The sequence below is a fragment of the Pseudomonas sp. GT1P32 genome (genome assembly GCF_054897805.1).
On sequence record NZ_CM142704.1, the window covers coordinates 448108 to 464239 of the forward strand.

Annotated in this window: 18 protein-coding genes and 1 pseudogene; 12 read left to right on the forward strand and 7 right to left on the reverse strand. The window is 57.2% G+C overall.

All coding sequences use genetic code 11. The features are described from left to right. Positions 1-211 precede the first annotated feature (211 nt). The 5 genes from ACYZUC_RS02105 (at position 212) to ACYZUC_RS02125 (ending at position 4854) form a co-directional block, all read left to right on the forward strand. Complete coding sequence (locus ACYZUC_RS02105) at positions 212-1645, forward strand: amino acid permease (RefSeq protein WP_461993140.1); 1434 nt, start codon at positions 212-214, stop codon at positions 1643-1645. Positions 1646-1730: 85 nt separating this feature from the next. Next, positions 1731-2696 (forward strand): ABC transporter substrate-binding protein, encoded by a 966-nt coding sequence (locus ACYZUC_RS02110; RefSeq protein WP_461993142.1) that lies wholly within the window; start codon positions 1731-1733, stop codon positions 2694-2696. A 48-nt stretch (positions 2697-2744) separates the two neighbouring features. Then, entirely contained in the window at positions 2745-3521 is a 777-nt protein-coding gene (locus ACYZUC_RS02115; protein WP_226299555.1) for an amino acid ABC transporter ATP-binding protein, read from the forward strand. A 3-nt stretch (positions 3522-3524) separates the two neighbouring features. Continuing rightward, positions 3525-4205, forward strand: coding sequence for an amino acid ABC transporter permease (locus ACYZUC_RS02120; RefSeq protein ID WP_226299554.1), 681 nt, complete (start codon positions 3525-3527; stop codon positions 4203-4205). Between the two features lies 1 nt (position 4206). Beyond that, on the forward strand, positions 4207-4854 hold the full coding sequence (locus ACYZUC_RS02125) for an amino acid ABC transporter permease (RefSeq protein ID WP_461993145.1): 648 nt from the start codon (positions 4207-4209) through the stop codon (positions 4852-4854). Positions 4855-4918: 64 nt separating this feature from the next. Here the strand turns inward: ACYZUC_RS02125 and ACYZUC_RS02130 are convergent, their stop codons facing one another. Continuing rightward, a complete protein-coding gene (locus ACYZUC_RS02130) occupies positions 4919-5833 on the reverse strand; it encodes a LysR family transcriptional regulator (RefSeq protein ID WP_461993147.1) in 915 nt (304 codons plus the stop codon). 108 nt (positions 5834-5941) lie between these two features. Here ACYZUC_RS02130 and ACYZUC_RS02135 point away from each other — a divergent pair, with 108 nt between their 5' ends. The 5 genes and pseudogenes from ACYZUC_RS02135 (at position 5942) to map (ending at position 9183) form a co-directional block, all read left to right on the forward strand. After that, positions 5942-6754, forward strand: a complete 813-nt coding sequence (locus ACYZUC_RS02135; RefSeq protein WP_461993149.1) for a phytanoyl-CoA dioxygenase family protein — start codon at positions 5942-5944, stop codon at positions 6752-6754. An 87-nt stretch (positions 6755-6841) separates the two neighbouring features. Next, a complete protein-coding gene (locus ACYZUC_RS02140) occupies positions 6842-7810 on the forward strand; it encodes an ABC transporter substrate-binding protein (RefSeq protein WP_461993151.1) in 969 nt (322 codons plus the stop codon). An 83-nt stretch (positions 7811-7893) separates the two neighbouring features. Continuing rightward, positions 7894-8019 (forward strand): annotated as a pseudogene (locus ACYZUC_RS02145) (VOC family protein); the annotation flags it as partial. Between the two features lie 109 nt (positions 8020-8128). Then, positions 8129-8395, forward strand: a complete 267-nt coding sequence (locus tag ACYZUC_RS02150; protein WP_461993153.1) for a ParD-like family protein — start codon at positions 8129-8131, stop codon at positions 8393-8395. Beyond that, a complete protein-coding gene (gene map / locus ACYZUC_RS02155; protein ID WP_461993155.1) occupies positions 8392-9183 on the forward strand; it encodes a type I methionyl aminopeptidase in 792 nt (263 codons plus the stop codon). Before ACYZUC_RS02150 ends, map begins: the two co-directional genes overlap by 4 nt. Positions 9184-9467: 284 nt before the next feature. On the opposite strand, the gene ACYZUC_RS02160 is transcribed toward map, so the two are convergent. The 5 genes from ACYZUC_RS02160 to ACYZUC_RS02180 form a co-directional block, all read right to left on the reverse strand. Further along, positions 9468-9734 (reverse strand): FecR/PupR family sigma factor regulator, encoded by a 267-nt coding sequence (locus ACYZUC_RS02160; protein WP_461993157.1) that lies wholly within the window; start codon positions 9732-9734, stop codon positions 9468-9470. 111 nt (positions 9735-9845) lie between these two features. Then, entirely contained in the window at positions 9846-11219 is a 1374-nt protein-coding gene (locus ACYZUC_RS02165; protein WP_461993159.1) for an ATP-binding protein, read from the reverse strand. Beyond that, positions 11195-11860 (reverse strand): response regulator, encoded by a 666-nt coding sequence (locus ACYZUC_RS02170; RefSeq protein WP_461993160.1) that lies wholly within the window; start codon positions 11858-11860, stop codon positions 11195-11197. Before ACYZUC_RS02170 ends, ACYZUC_RS02165 begins: the two co-directional genes overlap by 25 nt. A 100-nt stretch (positions 11861-11960) precedes the next feature. Beyond that, entirely contained in the window at positions 11961-12398 is a 438-nt protein-coding gene (locus ACYZUC_RS02175; RefSeq protein ID WP_461993163.1) for a hypothetical protein, read from the reverse strand. A 28-nt stretch (positions 12399-12426) separates the two neighbouring features. Then, positions 12427-13191, reverse strand: coding sequence for a COG4705 family protein (locus tag ACYZUC_RS02180; RefSeq protein ID WP_461993165.1), 765 nt, complete (start codon positions 13189-13191; stop codon positions 12427-12429). 245 nt (positions 13192-13436) lie between these two features. Here ACYZUC_RS02180 and pmrG point away from each other — a divergent pair, with 245 nt between their 5' ends. Continuing rightward, complete coding sequence (gene pmrG, locus ACYZUC_RS02185; RefSeq protein WP_461993167.1) at positions 13437-14108, forward strand: lipopolysaccharide core heptose(II)-phosphate phosphatase PmrG; 672 nt, start codon at positions 13437-13439, stop codon at positions 14106-14108. Positions 14109-14174: 66 nt separating this feature from the next. Here the strand turns inward: pmrG and ACYZUC_RS02190 are convergent, their stop codons facing one another. After that, positions 14175-14861 (reverse strand): response regulator transcription factor, encoded by a 687-nt coding sequence (locus ACYZUC_RS02190; RefSeq protein ID WP_461993169.1) that lies wholly within the window; start codon positions 14859-14861, stop codon positions 14175-14177. A 564-nt stretch (positions 14862-15425) separates the two neighbouring features. Between ACYZUC_RS02190 and ACYZUC_RS02195 the strand changes: the two genes are divergently transcribed. Further along, a complete protein-coding gene (locus ACYZUC_RS02195; protein ID WP_461993171.1) occupies positions 15426-16106 on the forward strand; it encodes a class I SAM-dependent methyltransferase in 681 nt (226 codons plus the stop codon). Positions 16107-16132 lie beyond the last annotated feature (26 nt).

The following is a 16132-nucleotide window of genomic DNA, read 5'->3' on the forward strand; positions in this document are numbered from 1 at the left end:
TGCAACACAATAAGAAAATGGCTGCCACGCTCAGCCCCACAGGTACGCACATGACTATCAAAACGTTCCAGCCAGGCACGCCCCGGCACCACCGACTTTTCAGCCTGGCAGCGGGCGGCACAGAGTATCCGGTGTGTTGTCCCCCTCGCGCAAAGTCTTCGATGAAATTATCCGGTCGATCGGCCCCAGACAACGCAGCGGAGGTCATCCGATGAACAACGCCCAGCCAACCAATACAAAGCCCGGTCAGCAACAACTCAGCGGGGCGTTGCGCCAACGTCATATCACGATGATTTCCCTGGGCGGGATCATTGGCGCGGGCCTGTTTGTCGGCAGCAGCGCGACGATTCAGGCCATCGGCCCGGCCTCGTTCCTCAGTTATCTCGCCGCAGGCATCGTAGTAATGCTGGTCATGCGCATGCTCGGCGAAATGGCCGTGGCCCTGCCCGGTGTCGGCTCCTTTACCGAATACGCGCGCATCGGCCTGGGCAATTGGGTCGGCTTCACCAGCGGCTGGTTGTACTGGTACTTCTGGGTGATCGTGGTCGCCGTGGAAGCCGTGGTCGGCGCCAACATTCTCCAGCAATGGATACCGTTGCCGGCCTGGATGATCGGTCTGACGCTGTTGGCCGTGATGACCGCCATCAATTGTCTGTCCGTGAAGTCCTATGGCGAATTCGAGTACTGGTTTGCGTCATTGAAGGTCTTCGCGATCATCGTCTTCATCTTTGTGGTCGGTGCCTACCTCTTCGGCTTTGCGCCAAGCACCAGTGCGCTGCTGGGCAACCTGGTGAACGACCGCGGCTTCATGCCTTACGGCGTGAGCGCGATTCTGGCCGGGGTGCCGACGGTGATCTTCGCGGTGGGCGGTGCCGAGATCGCGACCATCGCCGCCGCCGAATCCGATGACCCGTCGAAGAACGTGGCGAACATGACCCGTTCGGTGATCTTCCGGGTCATCACCTTTTATGTCGGCTCGATTTTCCTGATTGTCTGCGTGGTGCCCTGGGGGCAGATCGTGGCCGGGCACTCGCCGTTCGTGGCGGCGCTGGAGGTCCTGCACATTCCCGGCGCGGCCATGATCATGCAAGCGGTGGTGCTGGTGGCCGTGCTCTCGGCGCTGAATTCCGGGTTGTACGTGTCGTCGCGGATTCTGTTCGGCCTCAGTCAGCGCGGTGATGCACCGGCCAGGCTGTCGACCCTGACCGGGCGCAAAGTGCCCAGGGCCGCGGTGCTGCTGAGCAGTGTGATCGGCTACATCGCGATCATGGCGGCGATCATTTCCCCCGAAGGCGTGTTCCTGTTCCTGGTCAATGCGTCCGGCGCGGTGATGCTGTTCGTGTATCTCGCGGTAGCGCTGGCGCAGATCCAGGTTCGGCGTCAGGTGCAAGCCACGGCACCGGCCCGGCTGACCCTCAAGATGTGGCTGTTTCCTTGGCTGTCCTATGCTGTTGTAGCGGTGATTGCGGGTGTTTTGGTCGCCATGGCCTTTCAGGAATCCTTGCGCACACAGTTCCTTGCCAGCCTTGTAAGTCTGGGCGTGGTATCGGCGGCTTACCTGCTACTCAAGCGTCGTCGGCAGTCAGTCGGCAAGCCCCACATCAATGCCATCGACTTGCTGGCGGGGTTGCCGACACGGTCATAAATCATAGGGAAATCCAGCCACGGATGGCGGTTGAGTTGTTTGGCTTGAAACCGTCCAAAACAATAATTTGCCCAATAGGTGATCTATGTCCGACTTCAAATTCGACTCCCAGGGTTTCTCCCGGCGCGGGCTGCTTAAAGCCACGGGTTACGGTTCGCTGGCTGCGCTGCTGAGCAGCGTCGTAGGCCCGATCCCGATGTCATTCGCCGCCGGGCAACCGATCAAGACTGTGCGCCCCGGCTACCTGACAGCCGCTTGCCTGGGTGATATGCCCTTGGGTGCGCTGCGCGAAGGCGTACCGGTCGGCACCGATCTGGAATTGCTGAAGATCATTGCCGATCGCCTCGAACTCAAGCTCGACGTGCTGACTATGGGCTTCCCGGCGGTGGTCGAAGCGGTAAGGTCGGGACGGGCCGACTGGTTCGGCGGCAACTTCGCCTGGAACCCGATGCGTTCGAAGATCCTGCTGCTGACCGACCCGGTGTTCTACACCGGTGCCTACGTGATCATGCGCGACAGTGAGCCGTTCACCACCTCGATCACCGTCAACGACGTGAAGGGCCGCACCATCGGCGCGATTACCGGCTATTTCACCATTCCGGACATGAAGAAAATCGAAGGCGTGAAGGAGGTCAAACTCTACGACAACACCGACTCCTGTCTGCGTGACGTGCGCGCCGGGCGACTGGATTTTGCCGTGCTGGATGCCCCGACCATTGACTACATGATCCTTCAGGACCCAAGCCTCAAGCTCAAACAAATCCCTATGTCCTACGATGAAAAATTCCCCAGCCTGACCGCCAAGTTCGAGGCGATCTGGGGTGTTCATCCGCAGAACCAGGACTTGTTCGATGGCATAAACCAGGGCCTGCGCTGGCTCAAAAGCACCGATCAGATCAAGCCGATCCTCGCCAAGTACGGGATCAAGAACTCCGACTACCTCGTGCCTCCCGCCAAGGACCCGCGCATCGGCGTGGACCGCGACGAAAAGGGCAACCTTATCGGGCCGTTCGAGCACCCGCCGCGAGATTTCAGTCAGGCCTTCGCCTGAGTCGACGTCGCGATCACAGTTTGCGTCATCCACTTACGGACATTGCACATGGCTGAATCAACTCCACTGGTGCGGATCGAAGGGCTCTACAAGTCCTTCGGTAGCCTGGACGTGCTTAAAGGCATCGACCTCAACGTACAGCAAGGCCAGAAGATCTCGCTCATCGGCCCCAGCGGCTCGGGCAAGACCACCTTGTTGCGTTGCGTCAATTACCTCGAAGAGCCGACCAAAGGCGATATTTACATCGATAACGAACTGATCGGCCAGCGCCTGGTGGGCACCCGCAAAGTGCCCATGAGCGACAAGGAGCTGGCGCGGATGCGCACCGAGATCGGCATGGTGTTCCAGCGCTTCAACCTGTTCCCGCATCTCTCGGTGCTGGAGAACATCATCCTCGGCCCGCTCAAGGTGCAGCAACGCAACCGCGCCGAAGCGGTGGAACTGGCCGAAGACCTGCTGAATAAGGTGGGCATGTTTGCCAAGCGCGACGTTTACCCGGAACAGCTCTCGGGCGGGCAACAGCAACGCATCGCCATCGCCCGGGCGCTGGCGATGCAACCCAAGCTGATGCTGTTCGACGAGGCCACATCAGCGCTGGACCCGGAGTTGGTGGGTGAAGTGTTGACCGTCATGCGCAAGCTGGCAGAGGAGGGCATGACGATGATCATCGTGACCCATGAAATGCATTTCGCCGAAAGCGTCTCCGATCAAGTGATCTTCATGGCCGACGGCAACATCGTTGAACAGGGGCCGCCACGACAGATTTTTCGCGAGAGCCAGATCGAACGCACCCGCTCCTTCATCCGCGCCGTGCAGGAGCACTGATCGATGTTCGATTCGACTGCACTGCACAAAGCCATCGAGATGCTGCCGTACTTTTTGAATGTGCTGGGTATCGGTGCTCTGACGACGGTCGGCCTGACGGCCGCCGCGTTTGTCGTGGCGATGTTGCTGGGGTTTTGCCTGGCGTTGATGCGGCTCTCGCGCAGCCGGGTACTGAGCCTGATTGCCAGCGTGTACCTGGAGGTGTTTCGCAACATACCGATTTTGACCCAGTTGTTCATTCTGTACTTCGGGCTGACCTATATCGGTATCACGCTGCCGGCGATCGGTGCGGCGATCATCGGTTTTGGCCTGAACGGTGCCGCGATCCTGTCGGAAGTGTTCCGTTCGAGCATCCGCACCATTGATCGGGGGCAAAGCGAAGCAGCGTTTTCGATCGGTATGACCCGGTCGTTGGCGATGCGCATTATCGTGCTGCCCCAGGCGTTCAAGGTGGCGATTCCGGGGATGGCCAACTTCGCCATCGGCCTGCTCAAGGACACCTCCCTTGCCTCGGCAGCGGCGGTGCCGGAGCTGACGTTCAAGGCGCGGATGCTGGTCAGCGAAACCTATCAGACCAACCTCATCTACTTCCTGTTGGCGATCATCTACCTGGTCTTGAGCCTGGTGCTGTCCCACTGGGCGGCGCGCACAGAACGGCGACTCAAAGTCGTGAAGGAGCATTGATATGGGCTATGGCGAGTTGTGGGAAGCAACCCATGTCGAATTGCTGGCGGCGGCCTGGGCGACGCTCCAGTTAGCGTTTGGCGCACTGGTCATCGGTTTGATTGTCGGGCTGTTGGTGGCGTTGGCCAGGCTTTCACGTAACCGACCATTGCGCCGCGCCGCGCTGGTCTACATCGAGGTCTTTCGCGGTACACCGGCGCTGGTGCAACTGTTCATCGTCTACTTCAGCCTGACCGAAGTCGGCGTGCAGTTCAGCTCGTTTCAAGCCGCCATGATCGGCTTGGGACTGAACGCCGCTGCCTACCTGTCGGAGATTTATCGCTCGGGCCTCGAGGCCGTGCCCAAGGGGCAGGTGGAAGCGGCGAAGGCAATTGGCATGCCTCATCTCAAGGTGTTGCGCTGGGTCGTGTTGCCCCAGGCCATTCGCATCGTGCTGGCGCCAATTGGTAACGTGGCGATCTCGCTGTTGAAAGACACCTCGGTGGCCTCGTTGATCGCGGCGCCGGATTTGATGTTGCGGGCTCAGGATTTGAGCTCGGTGTACTTCATGCCCCTGGAGATCTACATGCTCGTCGGCGCGATCTATTTTGCGCTGTGTTATCCGCTGTCGCTCGGTGTGCGTTTGCTGGAGCGCAAGACGAGGCATTGAACCGATGGCCCGTCGGGTTTTCATCTGCACGAGCGGCACTGCGTGGATGGATCCTGCGCACTGTTCAATGGGTGGCAAACGGCAGCCGTTCCTTGAACCAGGTCACCGCTTGCTTTTTGAACGCTTCGGCGGGTGGCGTTAACGGGTAGCGCTGGTCATAAGCCAATACGATGCGCTGTGCGGGCAGCTCTTCGCGTATGGGACGACAGACCAGCGGCTGGCCATCGTAGCTATGGTCACCGAAGGGTCTGGTGTAGGTCAGCGCCACGCCAAATCCATTGGCAACGAGGCTGCGCTGAAACTCGAAGCTGTGTGTGCGCTGGACCCTGTCGGGCGAGAGCCCATGGAAGTTGAACAGGTCCAGCACATGCTGCCAGCTGTGGATTTGGTCAGTCACCACCAGATTGCATTCACTGAGTGCTTGCAGACTGACATGGGTCTCGGTTGCCAACGGATGATCAGCCGCCAACAGGGCATGAGCCGTCAGCTGGTGCAGCTCGATGCATTCCATGTTTGCCGGCAATCCCAGGTCGTACGTCAACGCCAACTCCAGAGTGCCTTCGGCGAGACGCTTGCCGAGATATTCGAACCCTCCTTCGCGCATATCGACCGTGACCTGAGGGTGGTCCTGCTGCAGGCGTCTGAGGATCTGTGGCAGGCAATAAGGCGCCAGGTCTTCGTAGCAACCGAGCACCAGCTCACCGGAAAAGTCATTGCTATCAGTGCCGATGTCCGAAAAGGTCCTGGCCTCGGCCAAGACGCGTTTTGCCTGAGCCATCACCGTGCGGCCGAAGGGCGTCAGGGACACGCCGAGCCCGCGTTGGCGAACAAACAGCGGCTGGCCGAAAAGCTGTTCCAACTCGGTAATGGCCGTGGAGATCGAGGGTTGGGAAACGTGCAACTCCTCGGCCGCCAGCGTGAGGTTGCTGTGTTTGGCCGCAGCGAGTGCGTAGCGGAGTTGTCGCAGGCTGAACTTCATAAGGTTTTCTTCGGTGATAAATCAATACATATTATTTTATCTTAGTTGAACGTCATGAAATATTTGTCCTGCGCCCACCTTATTTCTTGCTTGAGGGAGTTTCAGGTCATGACACAAAGCTCATACACCATCAGTGAAAAAGATATCGAGGCCTTTCAACGCGATGGGGCGGTTTGCCTGCGCGGCATTTTCAGTGACTGGATCGAGACCATTGCCGCCGGTATTGAGCGCAACCTGGCCGAGCCGGGCGTTTACGCCAGCCGATACGTCGAGAAGGATGACAAGCCGGGCGGCTTTTTCGATGACTATTGCAACTGGCAGCGGATTCCAGAGTTTCGCGCAATGGTGGAGCAGTCACCTGCCGCCTCCGTCGCTGCCGCCGTCATGCGTTCGAAATCGGCACAGTTCTTCCATGATCATGTGCTGGTCAAGGAACCGGGTGCGCAAAAAGCCACACCCTGGCATCAAGACATTCCGTACTACTTTGTCGAGGGCAACCAGAACGTCAGTTTCTGGATACCCGTGGACCCGGTTCGCGAGTCGACGCTGCGGCTTCTTGCAGGCTCACATCGTTGGGAGAAAGGGATAAAACCCGTCCACTGGGCTGATCAAAGTGATTTTTACAGGGACGCCGACGGGTACCGCGATGCCCCCGATCCGGATTCGGAAGAGGGCATGCAAGTCCTTGAGTGGGAGATGCAACCTGGCGATGCGGTGCTGTTCGATTTCCGGACGGTACATGGCGCCAGAGGCAATGCGTCGGCGCAGCGCCGACGTGTGTTGTCGCTTCGCTGGCTCGGCGACGACATACGTTACTTCGAGCGTCCAGGACGGACCTCTCCACCGTATCCAGGGCATGCGATGCAGACCGGTCAGAGACTGCGCGAAGATTGGTTCCCGACGATACATCAAGGAGCTTGAGTTTCACGTTGATGACAATTGTTCGCCACTGATGTGGCGAACGCTTGCACTGCCATAACCCTGTTCACTGTGTTGGAGCGTGCGATTGTGAAAATCAAAAAAAACCTTACCGCCACACTGATTTCCCTTGGCCTGTTGGCCGGTAGTGCAACGAGCCAGGCTGCCGGTTGGTGCGAGTCGGGTAAACCGGTGAAGTTCGCCGGGCTCAATTGGGAAAGCGGCATGTTGCTCACCGATGTGTTGCAGGTTCTGCTCAAGGACGGCTACGGCTGTGCTGTCGATACGCTGCCTGGCAATTCCATCACCATGGAGAGCGCGTTGGGCAGCAACGACATTCAAGTATTGGCGGAAGAATGGGTCGGTCGAAGTGAAGTCTGGAACAAGGCTGCGGACACCGGGAAGGTCGTAGGTGTCGGCGCACCGATCATTGGCGCAACCGAAGGCTGGTACGTACCGCGTTATGTGGTCGAAGGCGACACTAAACGCAACCTCAAACCCAAGGCGCCAGACCTGAAAAAAATCGCTGATCTGACCCAGTACGCCGGACTCTTCAAGGACCAGGAAGAGCCGGGCAAGGGCCGCTTTTACAATTGCCCGGCCGGTTGGACCTGCGAACTGGAAAACAGCGACATGCTTAAAAGTTACGGCCTCGAAGGGAGCTACACCAACTTCCGCCCAGGTACCGGCCCGGCTCTGGATGCCGCAGTCCTGTCGAGCTACAAGCGTGGCGAGCCGATACTGTTTTACTACTGGTCACCGACGCCGCTAATGGGGCAGGTCGACCTGGTCAAGCTGGAAGAGAAGCCGGGCGTCGACAAAAAAATCAGCATCAAAGTAGGGCTCTCCAGCGTTTTTCATGAGCAAGCGCCAGAACTGGTGGGCGTGCTGGAAAAGGTCAATCTGCCAATCGACCTGTTGAACCAGAACTTGGCCCGGATGACCAAGGAACACATTGATTCTCCCAAGCTCGCCAGGATTTTCTTCAAGGAACACCCGGAAATCTGGCACACCTGGGTCAGTGAAGCGGCTGCAAAAAAAATCGACGCGACGCTCTAGTTTTTTATAGGGCAGGGACGCCCTTTGTGTGGCCTTCGTTGCAGCATCACCTTGTGTTCGCTGACAGCCAAACCCTCTCATGTTCTTTCTTCGTTCTGAAGCCGGCGAACGGTGCCCCGGCCAGCATGGGTAACGGTGTCACCATCAGCTTCGAAGCGCCGAATCGTGCCGCCATTGATGCTTTCCACGCCGCGGCTCCTGGCTGTGGATTCAACCCGTCGTGACGCTTTTGATCCACCCCAATCCGACAATGCAAATTTGATTTCACGCTCGAACCCATTAATATACGATCCATATGCATTTCATATGGTGTGATACATGGGAATCGTCAAAATTTCTGAAGACATGCATGAGCATCTGCGCGTCGCCAGCGATGCGTTGAGTCGTTCGATCAACGCTCAGGCCGAGCACTGGATGCGTATCGGAATGCTTGCCGAGTTGCACCCCAACCTGGATCACAGCGACATTTGCCGCATGCTGATTCGTGCAGAACTGCAAGGCGGTCTTGATTTGAAACAGCTCTGCGCCCTTGCAGAGGGTTCGCAAAGCCCACAGGTTCAAGCAGCCATCGGAGCCAGGAAATGAGGGCGAACGTGCGCATCAATACCCCGGCAGACATCGCCAGCTCACGTGCCGCTGCAACGCTGGCTGCCGAGGTGCTGGCCATGATTGCGCCTTATGTGAAAGCGGGTGTCACCACCGACGAGCTCGATCGGCGCTGTCACGACTACATCGTCAATGTGCAAAAGGCCATTGCAGGGAATATCGGGTATCTCGGCTACCCGAAAACCGTGCTGACGTCCGTCAATGAGGTGGTCTGCCATGGCCTGCCTTCGGCCACTGTCCTGAAGGATGGCGACATTGTGAATATCGACGTCGCTGTCAAAAAGGACGGTTGGTATGGCGACACCAGTCGAATGTATTACGTGGGTGAACCCAGTCCGCAGGCTCGGCATTTGGTCAAGACCACCTATGAAGCGCTGTGCGCCGGTATTCGAGTCGTTCGCCCCGGCGCCACGCTGGGCGATATCGGTTATGCCATTCAGTCGGTCGCCGAAAGGGATGGGTTCAGTGTTGTGCGCGAATACTGCGGTCACGGCATTGGCAAGGTCTATCACGATGAGCCGCAGATCCTCCATTACGGCTACCCCGGCCACGGATTGCAGTTGAAAGCGGGCATGATTTTCACCATTGAGCCCATGCTGAACGCGGGTAAGCGTCATGTGAAAACTCTGGCGGACGGCTGGACCGTTGTCACCAAGGACCACTCCCTTTCGGCCCAGTGGGAGCACATGGTGGCGGTCACTGACGATGGCTTTGAGGTTCTATCTGCCTGGCCTGACAGCGTCGATGAGTTCCCGGCTATTCGATAACCTGGCCCTGGGCGGGCGTTTGACATTCAAGCAATCCTGCCATCGGCTGCACATTGAGCGGGCTCTCAAGGTCAGCGCGATTTGAACGTCAGAACCGTGAAGGTATCGGGGTGAAACACAGGATCGGGTTTAGGGTTCTCCCGGCTCGGCGCGGGCTGGGTGAAGTCAGCATCGATGTCGGCGCACCGCGCACGGTGGGCCTGGTTCTGCGTTACGACATGTAAACCCAGGGGCGCGGGGAAGCACATTCCTCGCGTCCGGCTTCACCGGTTTCCTTCTTCACGTTACATCTTGTGGACGCCATTATGGGGCGTCGAAGGGGCGGTCAGCAGTTTGTTTGCTGTGCTTTGATTGTCCGGTAACGCGCCGCTGAGGTCCCAGATTTCAAGCATTTTGGCGTACTCGAACGCGTGGCGAGGATCGCTCTGAATCCACGTCTGGAAGTCGAGACGTTCTTCAACCAAACAGGTGTCATCCTGCAAACGCATACACCAATGGGCGGCCTGAGTGAGGATTTCGTCGTCCAACTCGGAAGGATCTGAGGGGTTCATTGACAGCTACCTGTATGGCTGGAAAAGCCACTCTACGAGGCAGTTTGGTAAAAAAACGTCAAAAAGAAGTCGTGATTATTTCACTAGCCTGTTGAGTCGAGCGATTGAAAATCAGCCCTGCCCGATGGCCGCAGCGCTTGCCCGTTTCAACACCAGCGACACACATAAACCGCTCTTTTTCGTCTCGTCCGAGAAACCCAATCGGACATGCACTCCGGCGCGATCGGCAATTGTCTTGACGATAGAAAGGCCCAGCCCGGAGCCGGCTTCATCGGTTCCCAGGCTGCGGTAAAACGGATCGAACACCCGCGCCTGCTCCTCGACGGTGATACCTGGGCCCGAGTCCCTGACCTGCAGGATTGCAGTCTCTTGCACCCGCTCAACCAACAGGTCGATCCGTCCTCCATCGGGGGTGTAGCGGATCGCGTTATCCACCAGATTCTTGACCAGAGTCAGCAGGTCCATTTCATTGATGATGACCTGCACGTCCTCGGTACTCTCGACACCAATATCAATATGTTTGCGTTCCGCCAGCGGCAATAAATCCTCCAGTACACGTCGATACACATCATGGACAGAAACGGCTGTCGGCGGTCGGTTCGAACTCGATTGCGCGGCAGCAAGTGTCAGCAGTTGATCGATCAGATTTCTGCTGCGTTCTATTCCCCGGGATAACGGCAACAGGCGCTGGCGAGCCGGTGTCGGCATGTCCGTGGCGGCCAGCCGCTCGGCTTGCAGGGACAGGGCCGTCATGGGCGAACGCAGTTCGTGGGCCGCATCGGCAACGAAGCGGCGCTGGTTTTCCATGGACTGCGCAACGCGCGCGAGCAAGCGATTGATGGCGACGACGAAAGGCCGGATCTCGGTCGGCAAATCGCGCTCGTCGACAGGGTGCAGGGCCTGTTCATCACGTTGATCGATGTCAGCCGAAAGGACGGCAATGGGGCGGAACAGTTTGCGCACCAGATCGCCCACCACCAGCAACAACACCGGAAACAGAATGAGAAACGGCAGCAAACTTCGCCAGGCGCTCTCGCGGGCCTCCTTGTTGCGGACACCGGTTTCTTGAGCCACCACGATGCGTTCACCGCGGGCCGTGGTTCTGACCAACACACGAAAGTCTTCGCCGGTGACATTCAAGGTCGACAGGCCATCGGCGAGTGTTGTGGGGAAGGGCAGTGGCATCAGGGCGTCATCGTTGCCGATGGCTTTGCTGCCGTCGGCCAGGTATTGCACGATGACCCTGGATTCTTCGTTGTCATCTTCGACGTCCTGCGCAGCAGGGTAGTGCAGGGTCATCTGCTGCCGATCAAACAAGGCCGCCACTTGACGCAAGGTGTCGTCCTGCATTTCGTGGGCCTCGTCGAACGCCGAGACGAACGCAAAAACACCGGCCACTAAGGCAACGATCAGGATGGCCAGCGATAGCGTCACAGAGAGGCGTAATTGAATCGAGTCCTTCAAGCGCTTTTTGAAACCATCCATCCCATACCTCTGACGTTCTTGATGACATGGCTACCCAGCTTGCGCCGCAGGGCGTGAATCAGGAACTCCACCGCGTTGCTTTCCACTTCATTGCCCCAGCCGTAGATGCGGTCTTCGAGCTCACTGCGCGAGAGAATGGCGCCCGGCCGAATCAACAGCGCCTGCAACAGCGCGAACTCGCGACTGGACAGCTGGACGGCGCGATTTTCTGCGGTACTGGCTTCTTTGGAAATCAGGTCCAGCGTTACCTCGCCGTTATCCAGCAAGGACAGGGCGCTGCCACCTTTGCGACGTAACACCGCGCGTATACGGGCCAGGAGTTCCGCCATGTCGAAGGGTTTGAGCAGGTAGTCATCAGCGCCGCCATCGAGGCCTCGCAGGCGATCACCAAGTCCGTCCCGTGCGGTGATGATCAGCAGTGGCACCGGGTTGTTGCGCCCGCGAATGCTGTCGAGTACATCCAGCCCATCCTTGCCGGGCAACCCGAGGTCCAGTAGCACCAAGTCATAATGTTGGGTGTCCAGCGTTGCAAGCGCGGTGAGACCGTTTTTGACCCAGTCAGTGGCATAACTCGCATCGTTCAGGGCGCCCTGGATGGCATCACCGATCATCGGGTCGTCTTCGACCAGCAATATCCGCATTTCTCGCTCCCGAAAAAAACGCGACGGGCATGACCGTCGCGCTTGTATTGAAGCACCTGTGCAAGCGTTTGTCCGCTGCGGAGTCAGTGCTGCAGTGGACTCATGCTTTGCTTTTCATCGAATCGAAGGCTTTCATCAGTTCATCCATTTTTGCCTTGCAGTCGTTCTGTTGCGGATTACTCGCGCGCAAGGCATCGAGTGCGTGGTCGATCGCCTTGTCCACCACATGCCAGTCGCTTGCGGCGCGAGGTTTGATGCCTGCTTCGGCTGAATCCCACACGGACTCGAGATCCTTGATCCTGGCTTTGGCACCCGGCAAGTCATTTTTATCGACGAGGACGGAGACGTCGGCGGCAATGGTGCGGAACTCGGACAGGTCTCCCAGTTTTGAGCCCGATTGGGATTGTGTGCCTACCGAACCTGACGTAGCGCCGGGATTGGGCTTGTCGGCAGGTTTCGAGCAACCGGCGGCGATGCTGAGCAGAAAAATCGACGAGACAATGGCGACGTGGCGAATGATTTTTTGAATCTGGTGCATGACGATTCCTTGAATGGCTTTCGGGCGTTTATTGAGTAACGGTTTTGCGATTGCCTACGCTGATTTGCGCGACCGCAACCAGAATGACAATGACGCACAGGAAGATGGCACTGGTCCAGGTGGCACCCATTCCGAGGCCCCCGTAGGTTTTGGCCTGGGTCAGCAGGTCGCCGAGAGAGGCACCGAATGGACGGGTCAGGATGTAGGCGATCCAGAACGTCAGCACCATGTTGCAGCCCATGCGCCAGGCCACCACGGTGGCAGCGATCAGTGCACCGAAGATCACGGCACCAAGAGTGAACCCCAGGCCGAGGGCTTCGGTGGCCAGGTCACCGGCGGCGGTACCCAGGGCAAAGGTGCAGAGCACAGTGGCCCAATAGAACAATTCCCGTCGCGGCGTGACAATTTCCCTGATCGACACGTTGTGTTCCACCCGGTACCAGACCACGAAGTTGATCGCCAGCAGTACGGAAAAAACCGCTGTGCTGGTGTACAGGCTGACGTCCAGCATGTCGGTCAGAATGTCGGTGATTTGCGTCCCGACGATGCTCACCAGTACCACCGTCAGCCAATAGATCCATGGCGTGTAGGCTTTGGTGCGCATTTGCCAGAACATCGCGATTGCCAGTAAAACCGCCATACCGATACTGGTCGGGCCTGCGCCGAAGCCAGCATCGACAGCCAGAAAGTCTGCGCCTGTTTCACCCACGGTCGTGGACAAAATCTTGATCACCCAGAATGACAGCGTCACTTCGGGCACTTTATTGAGCCAGCCGGCTATTGCGGATTTCATAGGCGGGTAGCCTCTCCTGAGCAGCGCGGAATGTGCGCAGGGGAGAAGGTACGGAACGAAACTTAGCTGAGCCTGAGGGACCGCAAACATAACCGATGTGGTCGGTGCCCTCGGTTTTACTGATTTTTCACATCGCTTTCACCGCTCCAGCACAGCGCCATATTTATCTTGGTGTAAATGGCGCGGTGAAGTTCTAAGGGACAACCCTGGCTGGCACTAGCGTCCTATACAGCAGGTTCGATGGTATGCCCCACACCCTGATCAATGACTCGTTAATGTCGAGATTCGTCCCGCGCACGTTGCGCTCGCATGGCAAAAAAATCGCAATGACGCTCATTACTTTTCTGCTCGGCGCGGTCGTCGTATGGTTTTCGACGGCGACGCCCGTAATGGATCTGGGCGAGGGCGACAACATGATCAAGTCAGGGCTTGAAGAGCAATGGCGGCAAGGTTCCGTCGTCGTCATGATCAGGCACGCCGAGCGATGTGATCGGTCAGCGAACCCGTGCCTGGGCGACGCCGAAGGCATTACCGTCGATGGCAGCAATGCTGCGTTGGCGGTCGGTGCGGGCTTGCGCGGACTGGGTCTCGAAAAAGCCCGGATGATCGCCAGTCCGTTGACTCGCACGCGTCAGACTGCCGATCTTTTATCAGGCGGGCCGGTGACGACTCAGGATTGGGTGAGCGAGTGCGATGACGGGTTCAAAGGTGCCGTGTTAGCCCATAAAAGCGACAACGAAAATTTGATCCTGATCACCCACAGCGGTTGCATCGATCATTTCGAACGCCAGATGGGCGTGCGCGCGGGATCTCGTTCCAGCGCTTACACAGAAGCCGTATTCGTCCAGGTGGATGGAAAGCAGAAACCAAGAATCATTGGGTCGTTGAATGCCGCGCAGTGGGAAACAATCAAGTAGCGCCCGTTAAATGTGATCAGTGTATTTACACGGCGTTCGACGCGTGGCGACAGAGGCGGGAGGGAGCTATAAGGGTGAGCTACCCAGGGCGCAAAGCCTGTACCCGATCCCGTGTACCGTATGCAGCAGTGGTTCATCGAAGGTTTTGTCCAATGCCCTTCGCAACATGTGGATGTTGCTGCGAAGGCTGTCGCTGCTGGTAGGGTTGCGCCCCCAGACAAGATCTTCAAGTTCGGTCCGTTTGACGACATGCGGACTTCTACGCATGAGGGTTTCCAACAGTGTCATACAGATGGGATTCATCTTGATAGGGACCCCGGAGCGAGAGACTTCCATGGTGTCCAAATCAAACTGCAGGTCGGCTACAACCATCACCCGGTTCATTTTTCCAACACGACGCGACACCACGGCTTCGATCCGGGCAAGAATTTCAGACATGGCAAAAGGCTTGGTGACGTAGTCATCAGCGCCGACCTTGAAACCGGTCAATCGATCTTCCAGTTGGTCTCGGGCACTCAACATGACAATGGCAACGTCGGATTTGGAATTCTGACGCAAGCTTTGGCAAATCCTGTTGCCGTCGATGCCAGGAAGCATGACATCCAGAACAATCGCGTCGAAGCTTTTAGAGGCGGCTAGATGAAGCCCGCTCAGCCCATCAAGTGCACCCTCGACTGCGTGGCCCTTTAGCGCGAAAAAATCCATGAGGTTGTCGTGAATGTCGCGATTATCCTCAATGATCAATATGTTCATTGCATCGCCTTTAGGCTTCGAGTCAAGTTAACCGCACTCTGATGATCAGGGAGGAAGGGCAAACGTTCCATCTATTGCTGTGTACTCGCTACAAGAGCGATCGCCTCTGTTTTGTATTTTGCCGCGTTTTGACGGCGCCACACGAATGAATAGAATAAACGTTTCGCGCGCTCGTTGGGCGACGGGCTGTTTTGTAGCCAGGTTGCCTATGCTGAGACGGTCAGGATAAAAAAGCTCAATTCCAGAAAGGAGGCAGGGTATGCATGGCTACGGAATGGTGGGGCATTGATTGCTTTTGGTATCGAAGGTCTGATCTGGAGCCTGTGTATTACAGGAGTTGGTTTGCCGATTGCCGGCATGCAACTGGTCCAGTGCTACGTTAAAAATCGACAGTGACAAGCAGGATAAGTCCACTACACCTCTGAGCTTAGTTACTACCAACAGACTGGCCAGATAGCGGGTATGGCGGTCTTCAGTTATCGCTCTACAGAAAATTCACATCACGTTGACCTTTCAGCGACAGGCGGATGATTAGCATAAAATCCTGGCCAATGGAGACCGCCAATGAGCGCCCCTGTCAAACTTAAATTTTCCGAAAAGTACGATAAAGATCACGCAAAGCAATACTACCTAAAGCACCAGGACGGTCTGTCGCGCAAACTTTCCCATTATCGGGACGTTCAGATGGCGCGAGATGCGTTACACAAGGCGGGAGACCCCGGGCTGGTTCTTGACCTTCCATGCGGTGCGGGGCGGTTCTGGCCTTTGCTTGCAGAAAACCCTAATCGAATCATCATTGGCGCAGATAATTCGCCGGACATGATTAACACCGCACTTGAGAATCAACCTGCCGATACAGTCAAACGCGTCAAATCGCTTGAGACCTCAGCGTTTGCCATTGATCTGCCTGGTAGTTCGGTTGACTGTATTTTCAGCATGCGGTTGATCCATCATATCGGTGAGTCTGCGCATCGAATGGCGATGCTGCGAGAGTTTCATCGGGTGACGCGAGACACCGTCATCTTGTCGATGTGGGTAGATGGCAACTTCAAGTCATGGAAGCGTAAGCGTCACGAAGAGCGGCGCAAAGCCATAGGCGAACATAGCGAATACCAGAACAGGTTTGTTATTCCTCGAGCCGTCGCAGAAGCCGAGTTCAAACAGGCCGGATTCGTCATCGACAGCAAGTCGGACTTCATCCCGTTTTATGCAATGTGGCGTGTTTACGTTCTGCGCAAGATTTAAACTCCGGGCGAAGTGCCCAGAGCCGT